General features: G+C 68.4%; 15 protein-coding genes. 10 read left to right on the plus strand and 5 right to left on the minus strand.

Translation table 11 applies throughout. The features are described 5' to 3' along the window. Position 1: 1 nt before the first annotated feature. From RBS60_RS02045 to RBS60_RS02065, 5 genes are read left to right on the plus strand one after another with little or no spacing between them, the layout of a single operon-like run. Positions 2 to 943 carry an ABC transporter permease gene (locus RBS60_RS02045; protein ID WP_307955835.1) on the plus strand — a complete coding sequence of 314 codons (942 nt, stop codon included), beginning with the start codon at positions 2 to 4 and terminating at the stop codon, positions 941 to 943. Beyond that, entirely contained in the window at positions 940 to 2,922 is a 1,983-nt protein-coding gene (locus tag RBS60_RS02050) for a dipeptide/oligopeptide/nickel ABC transporter permease/ATP-binding protein (protein WP_307955836.1), read from the plus strand. The genes RBS60_RS02045 and RBS60_RS02050 overlap by 4 nt, the downstream gene beginning before the upstream one ends. Next, positions 2,919 to 3,851, plus strand: coding sequence for an ATP-binding cassette domain-containing protein (locus RBS60_RS02055; protein WP_307955837.1), 933 nt, complete (start codon positions 2,919 to 2,921; stop codon positions 3,849 to 3,851). Before RBS60_RS02050 ends, RBS60_RS02055 begins: the two co-directional genes overlap by 4 nt. Continuing rightward, positions 3,848 to 5,263 carry an alpha/beta hydrolase domain-containing protein gene (locus tag RBS60_RS02060; RefSeq protein WP_307955838.1) on the plus strand — a complete coding sequence of 472 codons (1,416 nt, stop codon included), beginning with the start codon at positions 3,848 to 3,850 and terminating at the stop codon, positions 5,261 to 5,263. The genes RBS60_RS02055 and RBS60_RS02060 overlap by 4 nt, the downstream gene beginning before the upstream one ends. After that, positions 5,260 to 6,387 carry a CapA family protein gene (locus RBS60_RS02065; RefSeq protein ID WP_307955839.1) on the plus strand — a complete coding sequence of 376 codons (1,128 nt, stop codon included), beginning with the start codon at positions 5,260 to 5,262 and terminating at the stop codon, positions 6,385 to 6,387. The genes RBS60_RS02060 and RBS60_RS02065 overlap by 4 nt, the downstream gene beginning before the upstream one ends. Before the next feature lie 52 nt (positions 6,388 to 6,439). Here the strand turns inward: RBS60_RS02065 and RBS60_RS02070 are convergent, their stop codons facing one another. Further along, the gene (locus RBS60_RS02070; RefSeq protein WP_307955840.1) at positions 6,440 to 6,637 is read right to left on the minus strand and encodes a hypothetical protein; all 198 of its coding nucleotides are present in this window, start codon (positions 6,635 to 6,637) and stop codon (positions 6,440 to 6,442) included. Positions 6,638 to 6,697: 60 nt separating this feature from the next. Here RBS60_RS02070 and RBS60_RS02075 point away from each other — a divergent pair, with 60 nt between their 5' ends. After that, the gene (locus RBS60_RS02075) at positions 6,698 to 7,042 is read left to right on the plus strand and encodes a hypothetical protein (protein WP_307955841.1); all 345 of its coding nucleotides are present in this window, start codon (positions 6,698 to 6,700) and stop codon (positions 7,040 to 7,042) included. 76 nt (positions 7,043 to 7,118) lie between these two features. Then, positions 7,119 to 7,331, plus strand: coding sequence for a hypothetical protein (locus RBS60_RS02080; protein WP_307955842.1), 213 nt, complete (start codon positions 7,119 to 7,121; stop codon positions 7,329 to 7,331). Positions 7,332 to 7,343: 12 nt separating this feature from the next. Here RBS60_RS02080 and RBS60_RS02085 read toward each other — a convergent pair whose 3' ends face one another. Beyond that, a complete protein-coding gene (locus RBS60_RS02085; protein WP_307955843.1) occupies positions 7,344 to 8,000 on the minus strand; it encodes a TetR/AcrR family transcriptional regulator in 657 nt (218 codons plus the stop codon). A 104-nt stretch (positions 8,001 to 8,104) separates the two neighbouring features. Here RBS60_RS02085 and RBS60_RS02090 point away from each other — a divergent pair, with 104 nt between their 5' ends. Then, positions 8,105 to 8,548, plus strand: coding sequence for an ester cyclase (locus RBS60_RS02090; protein ID WP_307955844.1), 444 nt, complete (start codon positions 8,105 to 8,107; stop codon positions 8,546 to 8,548). Between the two features lie 597 nt (positions 8,549 to 9,145). Here the strand turns inward: RBS60_RS02090 and RBS60_RS02095 are convergent. From RBS60_RS02095 to RBS60_RS02105, 3 genes are all read right to left on the minus strand, one after another. Continuing rightward, positions 9,146 to 9,832 carry a DUF2625 family protein gene (locus RBS60_RS02095; protein ID WP_307955845.1) on the minus strand — a complete coding sequence of 229 codons (687 nt, stop codon included), beginning with the start codon at positions 9,830 to 9,832 and terminating at the stop codon, positions 9,146 to 9,148. Positions 9,833 to 9,894: 62 nt separating this feature from the next. After that, the gene (locus RBS60_RS02100) at positions 9,895 to 10,587 is read right to left on the minus strand and encodes a hypothetical protein (protein ID WP_307955846.1); all 693 of its coding nucleotides are present in this window, start codon (positions 10,585 to 10,587) and stop codon (positions 9,895 to 9,897) included. 161 nt (positions 10,588 to 10,748) lie between these two features. Continuing rightward, positions 10,749 to 11,504, minus strand: a complete 756-nt coding sequence (locus RBS60_RS02105; protein WP_307955847.1) for a BTAD domain-containing putative transcriptional regulator — start codon at positions 11,502 to 11,504, stop codon at positions 10,749 to 10,751. Positions 11,505 to 11,558: 54 nt separating this feature from the next. Here RBS60_RS02105 and RBS60_RS02110 point away from each other — a divergent pair, with 54 nt between their 5' ends. Then, complete coding sequence (locus RBS60_RS02110; RefSeq protein WP_307955848.1) at positions 11,559 to 11,717, plus strand: DUF1059 domain-containing protein; 159 nt, start codon at positions 11,559 to 11,561, stop codon at positions 11,715 to 11,717. 125 nt (positions 11,718 to 11,842) lie between these two features. Beyond that, positions 11,843 to 12,673 carry a rhodanese-like domain-containing protein gene (locus tag RBS60_RS02115; protein WP_307955849.1) on the plus strand — a complete coding sequence of 277 codons (831 nt, stop codon included), beginning with the start codon at positions 11,843 to 11,845 and terminating at the stop codon, positions 12,671 to 12,673. Positions 12,674 to 12,699: the final 26 nt, after the last annotated feature.

Genomic DNA, 12,699 nt, shown 5'->3' on the forward strand with positions numbered 1-12,699 from the left:
CATGACCCAGCTCATCCTTCGACGCCTCCTGATGTCGATCCCCCTGCTGCTGGTCGTGTCCCTGGTGGTCTTCGTGCTGGGGTCGCTCGTTCCGGGCGACCCCGCGCAGACCATCCTGGGGGTCGAAGCGACCCCGGACGCGATCGCAGCACTCCGCGAGAAACTCGGCCTTGACCAGCCCTGGTACGCCCAGTACGGCCACTGGCTGTCCGGACTGTTCCACGGAGATCTCGGGACGTCCCTCTACAGCGGCGAGCCGGTGGTCGAGACGCTCGCGGCACGCCTGCCGGTGACGCTCTCGCTCGTCTCGCTCTCGACGCTCCTATGCATGGTCATCGGAATCGGCTTCGGAATGCTGAGCGCCGTTCGGGGCGGCTTCTTGGCCCGCGCGGTGGACACCCTCTCCCTCGCCGGGCTCGCGCTGCCCAACTTCTGGGTCGCCGTCGTCCTCGTGACGTTCTTCGCCGTCAAGCTCCGCATCTTCCCCGCAACCGGCTACACCCCCTTCACCGTATCGCCGATGTGGTGGATCATCGGGCTCGTCCTGCCGGTCTGCGCGCTGAGCCTCGCCGGCATCGCCACGGTCGCCAAGCAGACGCGCTCGGCGGTCCTGGATGTCCTCGACCGAGACTACATCCGCACCTTCCGAGCCTCCGGCGTCTCGGAGTGGTCGATCCTCGTCAAGCACACGATGCGGAACGCGTCGATCCCGGTGGCGAGCGTCATCGGCATCCACGCTATTGCCGGGTTGGACGCGACCGTCTTCGTCGAGAACGTCTTCGTCCTGCCCGGCATGGGCAGTCTGGCCACTCAGGCCACGCTCGACCACGACCTGCCGGTTATCGAGGGCGTGGCCCTCTACTTCACCGTCATCGTGATCGTCGTCAACCTCTGCGTCGACCTCGCCTACGGCCTCCTCAATCCGAAAGTGCGGACAGCATGACCATCGCCACCTCCACCGAGAACTCCGCGGGACCCGCCGCGGCTGGCGGTCCGACCGGCCTCGTCCGACGGATCCTCCGATCGCCTGTCGGGCTCGCGTGCCTCATCTACCTGGCGATCGTCGTCATCGCCTGCGCCTTCGCACCGTGGATCGCGCCGTATGATCCGCTCGCCCAGGACCTTCACGCCATCGGCCAGGGACCCAGCGGAGTCCACCTCCTCGGCACCGACGTCTTGGGCCGCGACGTCCTCAGCCGGCTCCTTTTCGGCGGTAGCTACTCGCTGGGCGGCGTGCTTATCGCCGTCGTCGTCCTGCTCGTGGTCGCCGTCCCCATCGGCTTGCTCGCCGGGTATGCGGGCGGCCGCGCGGACCGCATCATCTCGCGCGTGATCGATGTCGCCATGTCAGTCCCGGTGATCATAATCCTCCTGGCCGTCCTGACCATCTTCAACCGCAACATGACCGCCGCCATGACCGTCTTCGGCCTGCTCGGCTCCTCGGGCCTCATCCGGGTAATCCGCGGCAACGTCATGTCGGTGCGGGAGGAGCTGTACATCGATGCCGCGCGCGTGATCGGCCTCGGCCCCGCACAGATCGCCGTGCGACACGTGCTGCCGCGCACTGCGGGAGCGATCATCGTCCACGTCTCGATCTTCGCCGCGATCTCCCTCGGCGTGCAGACAGGCCTGAGCTACCTCGGCCTCGGCGTTCCGCCGCCAGCGCCGACGTGGGGCGGCATGGTCGGCGACGCGGCTACCGTTATCCAGACCGTCCCGTGGCTCCTTGTGCCCAGCGGCGGCATCATCGCGCTGACCGTGCTCGCGTTCGGCCTCCTCGGCGACGTGGTGCGCGACGCCACCTCGGAGCGGGCGAAGACCGCCACGGCCGGCAAGTCCAAGCGGAAGGCCGCAACCGCCGTCGACTCCCGCCTCGCTGCCCCCGGTAGCCTCGTTCCCCACAGCGAGGCCCTCCTTTCGGTTCGCGGTCTCACCGTGGCCTTCGGCCCGGACGACCGTCCCATCACCGTTGTCGAGAACGTCTCCTTCGATGTCCTCCCGGGCGAATGCGTGGGCCTTGTCGGCGAATCGGGCAGCGGCAAGACCGTCACCGCCCTCTCCTTGCTCGGCCTCCTCAAGCGTGGCGGGCGGATCACCGCCGGAAGCGTGTTGCTCGAGGGCCGCGACATCTCCGGGCTTCCCGAGCGGGAGAAGCGCCGCTTCCGCGGCACGGAGATCGCACTCATATCGCAGGAACCGATGGTCGCCCTCGACCCCTCGTTCACGATCGGCGACCAGCTCGCCGAAGTCGTGCGCTCCCACACCCGGATGAAGAACAAGAAGGTGAGCCGGGCCGCGGCGCGGAAGCGCGCCGTCGAGCTCATCACCGCCGTGAACATCCCCGATCCCGAGGCCGTCGCCAAGCGCTACCCGCATCAGATCTCGGGCGGCCAGGCGCAGCGCGTCGCCATCGCCGCGGCCATCGCCGGCGACCCGAAGCTGCTCATCGCCGACGAGCCCACCACCGCGCTCGACGTCACCGTCCAAGCCGAGATCCTCGACCTGCTCCGCTCCCTCCAATCCAAGAACGGCATGGCAGTGCTCATCGTGACCCACGACTGGGGCGTCGTCGCCGATCTCTGCGACCGCGCGCTCGTCATGTACGCGGGGCAGATCGTCGAGACCGCGGACATCGGTCGCGTCTTCGATCATCCCCTCCACCCGTACACCAAGGCCCTGCTTGAGGCAAGCCCCCACCTGGCCGTCGAGGGCGAGCCCCTGCCGGCCATTCCGGGAAGCGTTCCGCGCCCCACAGACTGGCCCAAGGGCTGCCACTTCGCCGCGCGCTGCCGCTTCGCGACCGACGCATGCGTCGCCGCGCCGATCCCGCTCCTCGACATGGCACACGACCGCACCAGCCGCTGCATCCACACCGACCAACTCATGCCGGAAGACCGGCGTGTGCCGGAGGCCGTCCGATGACTCACTCCCCAGCCCGCCTTGATGCTCCCCCTCTGCTCGAGATCCGCGACCTCGCCGTCGACTACCCGAACGGGCGGAAGCAGCCCCGCCGCGCCGTGGACGGCGTGAGCCTGACCATCCATGAGGGCGAGACGCTCGGCCTCGTCGGCGAGTCCGGCTCGGGGAAGTCCACGATCGGCCGGGCCGTCCTGGGCCTCGCACCGGTGACCGAGGGCAGCATCCGCTTCGACGGGCACGAGCTCGGGAAGCTCGGGCGGAAGGAGCGGCGGCAGTTCAGCTCATCGCTCCAGGTCGTGTTCCAGGATCCCTACAGCTCGCTCGACCCGACAAAGACGATTGCCTACTCGCTCGCGGAGCCGCTGATCTCGCACGGCTCCGACCGCGCCGAAGCCCGGCGCGAGGCCTCGGCGATGCTCGAGCGCGTCGGCCTCCGGCCCGAGGACGGGGCCCGCTATCCCGCGGGCTTCTCGGGAGGCCAGCGCCAACGCATCGCGATCGCCCGCGCCCTCATGCTCCGGCCGCGCCTGGTGATCTGCGACGAGCCAGTCAGCGCTCTCGACCTCTCGATCCAGGCCCAGGTGCTCAACCTCATGACGGACCTCCAGAAGGAATTCCGCCTGAGCTACCTCTTCATCGCCCACGACCTCACCGTGGTTCGGCACGTCTCCGATCGGGTCGCCGTCCTCAACGAGGGCCGCATCGTCGAGGAGGGCACCTCGCGCGAAGTCTACGAGAATCCCCAGCATCCCTACACGCGCGCCCTGCTCGCGGCCGCGCCTGTACCGGACCCCGCACAGCAGCGCCACCGCCGCGAGGCCCGGCAGGCTGACCGGACCCGCCCCGCTGAACATTCACCGACCGGCCCGGCGGACGATGCCGGCCCGCTTCCCGAACCTGTCCCGCTAGGAAAGGCTGCGCACCGCTCGTGACCATCGACGTCAGACCCCTCCCCATCACCCCCGATTCGCTGCCCTTCGGGACCAGCGTGCTGCCCTCCGGAACCGGAATCGACCTGGCCGCCTGCGGCTACGTCGAGGAGGAATTCCTCTTCTCGGGCACCGCCTATGAATGGGCCTACAACGACGATCTGGGCCTGCGCCCGTATCGGAAGGCGGCGCATCCCTACACAACCCGGGTCCTCGTGCGCCGACCGGCCGACGCGGCTCGCGCGAGCGGCGCCGTCCAGCTCGAGCCCCTGCACCCGAACCTGGACCGCGGTGTCACGTGGCGCACCATCCACCCGTGGATCCTGCGCAACGGGCACACCTGGGTCGGCGTGACCCAGGCGCAGCACGTATCGCGCCAGCTGCGTGAGCGGGTCAACTCGGAACGGTATGCGGACGTGAGCATCCCCGCCGACGGTCTGGGCTACGACATCCTCGGCCAGGTAGCGGTGGCCCTGCGGACCGGGGCGCTCCCGCTCGGCGAGGTCACGCGCCTCGTCATGTCCGGCTGGTCCGCCACCGGCAGCTTCTGCCGGGTGTTCTCCCAGGACGGCTTCCACGAGCTCTACCGGCTCGACAGCGGCGCACCGGCCGTCGACGGCTACATCATCGGCATCTCCTCGGGCTCGGCGGGTCTGGCAGGCTATCCCCCGCTCTCAGCCGAGTGCCTCCCCCTCCCGGCCAACGACGGCCGCCGCACGATCTCGGGACGCGGCGTACCGATCTTTGAAGTGCTGAGCGAATTCGAGGCGGAGACGCACCACGACAGCCTCCGCCCGGACAGCGATAGTCCCGAGGACCGGTACCGCCTCTACCAGATTGCCGGCACATCCCACGCCGCGATTGACAGCGACTCCGCCCTCACGAACACCGAGCAGTGGCTCGCAGCAGGCGGCGAGGCCTCCCCGCGGAAGACCAACGAGGAGCCGAGCGACGCCCGCATGGACTTCGTGGTCCGTGCGCTCTACCAGCGCCTGGACGAGTGGATCACGCGCGGCATCATCCCGCCCCGCGCCGAACCCTTCGCGTTCGCCGACGAATCCGCCGTGAGCGCGAGAATGGCCCTGGCCCGCGACTCGTTCGGCAACGTCACCGGCGGCGTCCGCACTCCGTGGGTCGAGGTGCCGAAGGCCGCCTACCTCCCCCACAGCACCCCGGCCCCCGGCTGCTGCCTCCCGCCCGAGTGGGCGCCCATGGGCAGCCCCGAGAAGGTCGCTGCGATGGTCCCGCACATGGTTTCCTTCACGCCGGCTACCCTGACCGATCTCTACGCGTCCGAGGATGACTACATGAGCCGCTTCGGCGCGAGCACCGAACGTCTGGTCGAGGAAGGCTTACTGCTGCGCGAAGAGGCCGACGAACTCCTCGACGCGCGCCGGCAGAAGGTGGCGTCATGAGCATCACCCTTGCCGCCGTCGGCGACCTCGTCCTCGACGAGCCGGACGTGCCCTCGTTCTTCGCCCCCACCGCCTCCATCCTGCAGGACGCTGACGTGGCGATCGGGCACATCGAGGTCCCTCACTCGTACGCCACCACGCAGTCGAGCACCGATGTGCCCGCGCCCCCGGCCGACCCCGAGGCACTCACGGCCGTCGCAGAGGCTGGCTTCGATCTCGTGACTCTCGCCGGCAACCACTTCTTCGACGTCGGCACAGAAGGCGTCCTCGACACGATCGAGTACTCGCGCAAGGCAGGCCTCATCACGGCCGGCGGCGGTGCCAACCTCGAGGCCGCGAAGGCCCCCGCGATCATCGAGCGGAATGGGACCAGGGTCGGCGTCCTCAGCTACAACTGCGTCGGCCCCAAAGACTCGTGGGCCGCATCGCAGAAGGCTGGCGCCGCCTACGTCAAGGTGCTCACCCACTACGAGCTCGAGTCCGCGACGCCGGGCGGGCCGCCCACGGTCTACACGTTCGTCGCACCGGAGAGCCAACTCGCCATGCAGCGCGACATCCGCGCCCTGCGCGAGGACGTGGACGTCATCGTCGTCGCCCTCCACAAGGGCATCGGACATACGCCCGCCATCCTCGCGGACTACGAGCGCCCGCTCTCCCACGCCGCCATCGACGCGGGCGCCGATGTCGTCATCGGCCACCACGCGCACATCATGCGCGGCATCGAGTGGTACAAGGGCGTCCCGATCTACCACGGGCTGGGCAACTTTGTGACCGTCACACGCGCGCTGACCCCGGTCGGCGGCGACTCGGCCGAGCGGATGGAGTGGGCGGCCCGACGGGTACGCATGTTCGGCTTCGCCCCCGACCCCGACATGCCCACCTATCCCTTCCACCCCGAGAGCCGCAACACCATCATCGCCACGATGACGTTCGACGGCGGCCGCCTCGCCTCCGCGGGATTCGTTCCCTGCAGGATCGACCACCAGGGCACACCGCACCCCTTGGGCGATGACGAGCAAGGCCGAGAAGTAGCCGCGTACGTCGAGAAGATCTCGCGCGCCGTGGGCTTCGACACGATCTTCGAGTGGCAGGGAGAGGCGATCGTCACTCGAGTCGGGGGATGAATGCTTGTGCACCATCAGGCGCTCAGCCTGAAGGCTGTTGCGTACACCCCCATCACGCCAGGGCGAAATCCCACCCGTCCGCGAAGACGGTGCCGTCCATGGACATCGACAGACCTGCGACCCCGTAGCCGGTCCTGAGGTTCTCGGACGGACTCGACGGCCCGGCGGGGAGGACTGCCACGCCTCCGCCGACGGACGTGAGGGTCCCCCCGCTGGATACGCCGTTCGTATTCGATTCGACACGGCTCATGGGAGAGTCGCAGGCGCCAAGCTCGGCCACACATTCCTTCAGGGGCTGGACAGGACCGGGGTGACGCCGTTGGGGCTGTACCCTGAGGAGCTCCACTGGCTCGTCGGCTACCGGCACCCGATTGTCACACCGGACGACGTCGCGGGCCGTCAGGTGTCCGCCCAGGACACGGAGACGGTCTTCGGGTCCCTGCGGGCCCTCGGGGCCGCACCGGTCGATGACGTGGGCCACGACGTCGATGAGCGCCGGTCTGGGCAGGTCGCGGCGCAGGAGACGGGATTCAGCGACGCCGACGCAGACGAACTCCGGTCCTCGACCGTGATCACCGGGAATCTCCAACCTCCCGCTCTTCGGGACATTCACCACACTTGTTGCCAACACCCGCACCCTCGGGTCGCTGACTGAAGCCCAACACGTCGCGCTCACGACCGCAGCCGAGGGCGCGCAGTAGCCCGTGGACAAGGTCGCCGAGGATGACGCCGTGACTTCGATCCAGCAGTTCTGCCGCGACGGCGGGAAGATCGTCTGGGCGGACGACGCCAGCCTGGCTGCCTTCCGCGCACTCGGAGACGCGTACATCGACCAGCTCAAGACAGACCCACCGACACGGGTCTCCATCAACCTGCTCGAGCTGCTCTTCAAACAGAGCCTCCCGGCGGCCCGGCTCCCAGACCCGTGCGGAGACGCGCAATGAGGCGCACGGGGGTCACGGGCGCATGCGGCGGGCTTCGATGGCGAAGAGCTCATCTGCGTCGACCCCCATGGCGGTCAGGTCGTTGGCTATCTCGAGGCTCACGAAGCCGTGCAGCCGGCTCCAGATCGTGACGGCTGCCAGCGCGGCCTCGGCGTCGGCGGACGGGCCGTGTCCGCGCGCCCAGTCTTCGAGCTGGGCTCTCAGGGCGTCCGTGAGCACCGCTCCCGCACCCTTGGCCGGCTTCGCGGTCAACACCTCCAGGAGCACTCGCATCGGTGCGCGGGAAGCCTCGACGAGGGACGTCGCATTGGAGTCGAAGTCGGGCAGCGGGGGCTGGAAGAGCAGTCGGTACCTGTGCGGCTCCTGCCTGGCCCAGGTGCGATAGCCGGTAAGGAGCGCGCCCAGGCGATCGCCGCCGTCGTGCGTCCGCTCGACGGCGTCTCGGAGCGCCCGCGCAAGGTCGAGGTATGCATCCGAAATGAGCTCGGTCAGCAGCGCGTCGCGGCTGGGCACGTAGCGGTAGAGCGCAGGCCCCGACATGCCCAGCTCGCGGGCAATGGCCGCGAGCGAGACGCCTCCTGGCCCGTCTTCGCGCAGCTGGCGCTCGGCCGCCTGCCTGATCGCCTCGCGCATCTCCGTGCGGTAACGGTCCCTCACTGTGGTTGCCATCCACGCCCCCCTTCCGAGCGAGTTCTTGACACCTAGAGTAACGCATGCTTACTTTAGTTAGAGCCTATAACAAACAAGATAGGCACTAGCACGTTGGAGGAATCATGAACACGAACGACATCCTCGCCCTGGTCGAGCCGTGGCGGCTGCTGTGGAACGGCGAACTCAGCTACACAGACCGGATCATCCACCCAGAGTGGGTGGCGCACGCGGCCCCGATCACCGGTGGGGCCCCCGGCGACGCGACGGGCCGCGAATCGCTCAACGCGTGGGTCGGTGGCATCCAAAGCGCGTTCCGCGGCCTCGACTTCCAACTCGCCGTCGGGCCGATCACAGACGGCGAGTACCTCGTGGTCCGCTGGGGGGCGCAGGGCACCTACACCGGCGGCATCCCGGGCGCCTCGCCGGACGCTGTGGGACGCACGATCACCTTCACCGGGACCGACACCCTGCGGGTCCAGGACGGCCTGCTGATCGAGTACTGGGCCAACGCGGACAGCCTGTGGTTCGCCCAGCAGCTCGGGATGGCCGTCCCAGCCCTTGCCTGAAAACGCCGTGGCCACTGCAGAAACGTCGTGCGGACCCTCTGGCGCGGCCGTTCCCGGGACGCTACACCCCCGCCGCCGACGGCCTGGATTCGTGCGATGTCCGCACCGACCATTGGTGCGCAGGAACGAAGCACGGCCTCGACCGGCCCGGGGATGATCCCAAAACGGGGTGCAGTTCTTGTCAGCGTCGGCAGCTGGAGCACACTCTGGAACGCGTCTTGATGGCCAGTCAACAGACTGGACGCCATGTCAAGAAACAACGGTTTCCGGGCTCCTGCGGGTCCGGGGTTAGGCGTCCGGGGCAGGCCGCGGGCCAGGAGGAAGGCGACTACGGCGGCGCTCGGCTCGGTCGCCGGTTCGGCGGGGCTCGCGCCCAAGGCTCCGAAATCGGGGCCGTGGATGATGTCGAAGAACAGGGTCGCATAGGCCATGCGGGGGATCCTTCACGGGAAGACCGGGGCTCTACTCGGCTTGTGCGGGTGGGAGCATTCAAGCCTCTGCCCCGGCCGCCTGGACAGCTTGGACGGCGCGAAACCATCCGGTGCATGCAGCCAGTGGACAACCCGTGTGAGGCCGCATTCTGTGATCCCGTCCGAATCATTTCGGGCCGGCAGCGACCTCGCGCGCGAACTTCTGGTTGAGCTCGAGGATCTCGGTGAACGGCACTGCCCGTCTCGAAGACGAGTCGATGTTCCTTCCCTGCTCCGTCCACAGGAAGGGGTAGACGCTGATCCCATCTTCGATAGGCGTCGCCGCGACCTGGGTTTCCCATCCGGGCCAGCGGAAGTCCCTGTAGAAATCGGATAGGCCCCCGCCGAGGGCCCATCGGATGAACGCACTGTGCCCGACCCCCAAAGGGGACCAGGCCAGAGTGTCGGGGCCCCAGTAACAGACCTCGCCGGCCGGGGCTGCGATGTCGTGATGATTTATGGCGAAGACGCCGCCAAGGATGTCGTAGGCGATCACGAGCTGCCCGGGCGCTGGTGAGACTTCCACCGGGTCTCCCAGGTTGTTTGCTGTCGCGAGGTCGTCCAGGCCTGGTGCACCTGCCCCGAGGATCCGCAGCCACCCACGGTCGATGATGAGTCCTCCGCAGTTGAGCGCGATGGCGCCGAGGGTCGAACGGGCGGTGACTTGGAGCCGGTACAGCGTTCTCCTGCCCTCAGAACCGCGCACCGGCAAGATCTCGACGACCAGGGGCGCCTCCGATGCCATTCTCGCGATGTCAGGCCACGCGGGATCGTCAACGCCGGCGAGTTCATCCTCGGATCTGGGAGAAGTCATGGCTCGATGCTGTCACAGAGCCGCCTTTGCGGCTTCTCAGCCGCCGACCTCATGAGCGTTCCTCAGAGGATGCCTGTGTCAGTTTTCGAAGTCGAAGCCGTGCGCACAAACCTCAGTTCGGGATCGGGGCGTTTACCGCACGAGGTCCGATTGACCAGAGGGCGCACAAGGCGGACATGGCCGTTCGGCCACGCTGCGTCAGACGGCGGACGGCCGCACGACGTCGTAGGGGTCCCAGTCGAGCTTCCAGAAGGCCTCGAGCCCGTGGTCGTGGATGTAGCGGCGCTCGGCATCGTGGATCGGTAGAGCCCGCAGATGTTGACCGGCAGCGTCTCGCCGACATCGATCCCGGCGTAGTCCGCCCTGTCCAGAACGGCGGGGGCGAAGAGGACGAAGCCAGTCATATCGGAGTCGGGAGCAATCCTCTCGCCGAAGTTGATCGTATCCCCATAGCAGAACGGGTTGTCTCCGCCTTGGACCTCGCCGATATGCCCGAGGGCAAGGGGCCAGCGGAGGTCGTCGGACTTCACGCTGATGCACAGCTCGGGCTTGCCGACGCGCCACACGGGGTGGTCGGCCAGGCTGATTCCATAGGTGATGCCGGTGAGCATCCCGGATTCGGGAACGTCGTCGTAGACGATTGCAGTCACGCCGGGCAGTCCGGGATGAGTCGATTCGACCGGGAAGAAACGCGGCTCGATCCCGCCGCTGAGGCGGTCGAGGTGAGAGAGGAACCGCTCGACGCGAGTGGGCACCCCGCCACCCTAGCAACGCTTCGGCTGACGGGGTGTGCAGGAGAAGAAAGGGAATGCTGATCAACAAGAGCTCGCCGGCACTCCGGATGAATCCTCGCGTCCGGTGAGGATCCTCTTGCAGCGCTGTCGAGCTAGAGCCTGCGGGCCCAGCAAGCAACGCGTCAGGTCTCGGCGAGGAGGTGTTCGTAGAGGTCGCGTGTGTCGGGACTCGGGGAGACGCCGAGCTGCTCGCGGAGCGTGTGGCAGAGCTGGGCGTACACGTCAAAGGCCTCGGCGAGGTTGCCCTGCGCTGCGAGGGCATTCATGAGGTGGCGGTAGCCGCTCTCGCGCAGCGGCGCGAGCTGGATGAGCTGCCGGCCGGCACGGACCGCCCCGGCCAATTCGGTTCCGGCCATGCCGAGGTCGGTGACAGCATAGGCCTCCAGTGCTCGGAGGCGCAGGAGGGCGAGCTGGTCGCGGATCGCCGCGATCCATGGAGCGTCCTCGCCGGGGAGGAAGCCTCGTTCGGAGACGAACAGGGCAGTGAGGACGGGCCCCCATGCCCGGGTCCACTGGCGCTGGGCGACGGCGGACTCGGCCCGGTGGATCGCCTCGACAGCTGCTTCGAGATCGATCCAGGCGCCCGTGAGGCGCAGCCGCAGGGTTGAGCGGCCTTCGATGGCGTCAGCGCCGAGGACCCGGCGCAGCTTGGAGACCAGCGGGTTCAGCCGCGCCTCCACAGCAGCGGGGTCGGGCTCGCGCCAGAGAGCCTCGGCCACCTCATCGCGGGAGAGGTCGCGGTAGCGGTTGACGGCGAGGTAGGTGAACAGCAGGCGGCCCTGCCGGCCGGGCAGGGCGGACTCCACGCGCTGCCCGTCGCGCACGATCGCGAGCGGGCCGCACAGCTGGATCCGCAGCGGTACCGGCGCCAACGCCATAACACCATCTTGGACCCCTATGCTGGATGTGGTGGCGACGGCCTGGGAGGTCCGGTGACCAAGCTGATCCGATGCGAGTGCGGCTTCATCGCCCGCAGCGATAGCGACGACGAGGTGGTAGCCGCGATCCGCGCCCATCTGGCCTCGGATCATCCGGCGCTGTTCGACGCGGTGAGCGCGGACGACCTCCTCGGGTGGATCCAGGTCGAGTAGGGGCTGCCTGCGAGTCCGTCGGCGGTGCCAAGGAGTCGCCAACCTCGCGGCAACGATTCGCCAGCCGGGCAGCAAGGCCCCCGACCTAGCGTGGAAGCATCTTTCGAACCTGAAGGGATGCGACCATGACAACCACAGGAGCCCTCATTTCGGCGGAGACGTTGGCAGCCCAGCTCTCGGACCCGGGGCTGCGCGTCGTCGAAGTCGACGTCAGCCCCGCCGCCCACAACGAGTGGCACATCCACGGCGCCGTCCTCTGGAACATCTACGCCGACCTCAAGGACGCCGAGTACCGCCCGGTGGACGACGCAGCGGTCGAGGAGCTGCTGCGCCGCTCGGGCATCGAGCCGGAGTCGCGCGTCGTGTTCTATGGGTATGCGCCGGCGTTCGGGTACTGGCTGCTCAAGGCCCACGGACATGCCCGAACGCAGATCCTGGACTGTTCGCGGGCGGCATGGCAAGGCCACGGGTATCCGGTCACGAGCACGCCCAGCCAGCCAGTCCGCAGCGGCTACCGGCTCGCGGCGCCGGACCCGCGCCTCGGCGCCACCCGCGCACAGGTGCGCGAGGCCATCGGCGTCCCGTCCACCACGCTCCTCGACGTGCGCACACGCGCCGAATACGACGGCGAGCGGTTCTGGCCCTCGGGGGGAATGGACCCGAACGGCCGGGCGGGCCATGTGCCCTCGGCCGTCCACCAGCCGATGGCGGAGCTTCTCGACCAGGACGGCCGGTTCCTCCCGGAGGACGACCTCCGGCATGTGTTCGCCGGCATCGACCTCGACGGTCCGACCGAGCTCATCACCTACTGCACAGTGGGCGGCCGCGCCACGGCCGCGTGGTTCGCGCTCACGCAGCTCCTCGGACGCGACCGCGTGCGCGTCTATGACGGCTCATGGGCCGAATGGGGACGCACCCCCGATGCTCCGGTCGAGACGCTCGAGACGCTCGTGTGATTGCAGACACGACGGCGCGTGGGCGC

The sequence above is a fragment of the Sinomonas sp. ASV486 genome (assembly GCF_030908215.1).
Taxonomy (GTDB): Bacteria; Actinomycetota; Actinomycetes; order Actinomycetales; family Micrococcaceae; genus Sinomonas; species Sinomonas puerhi.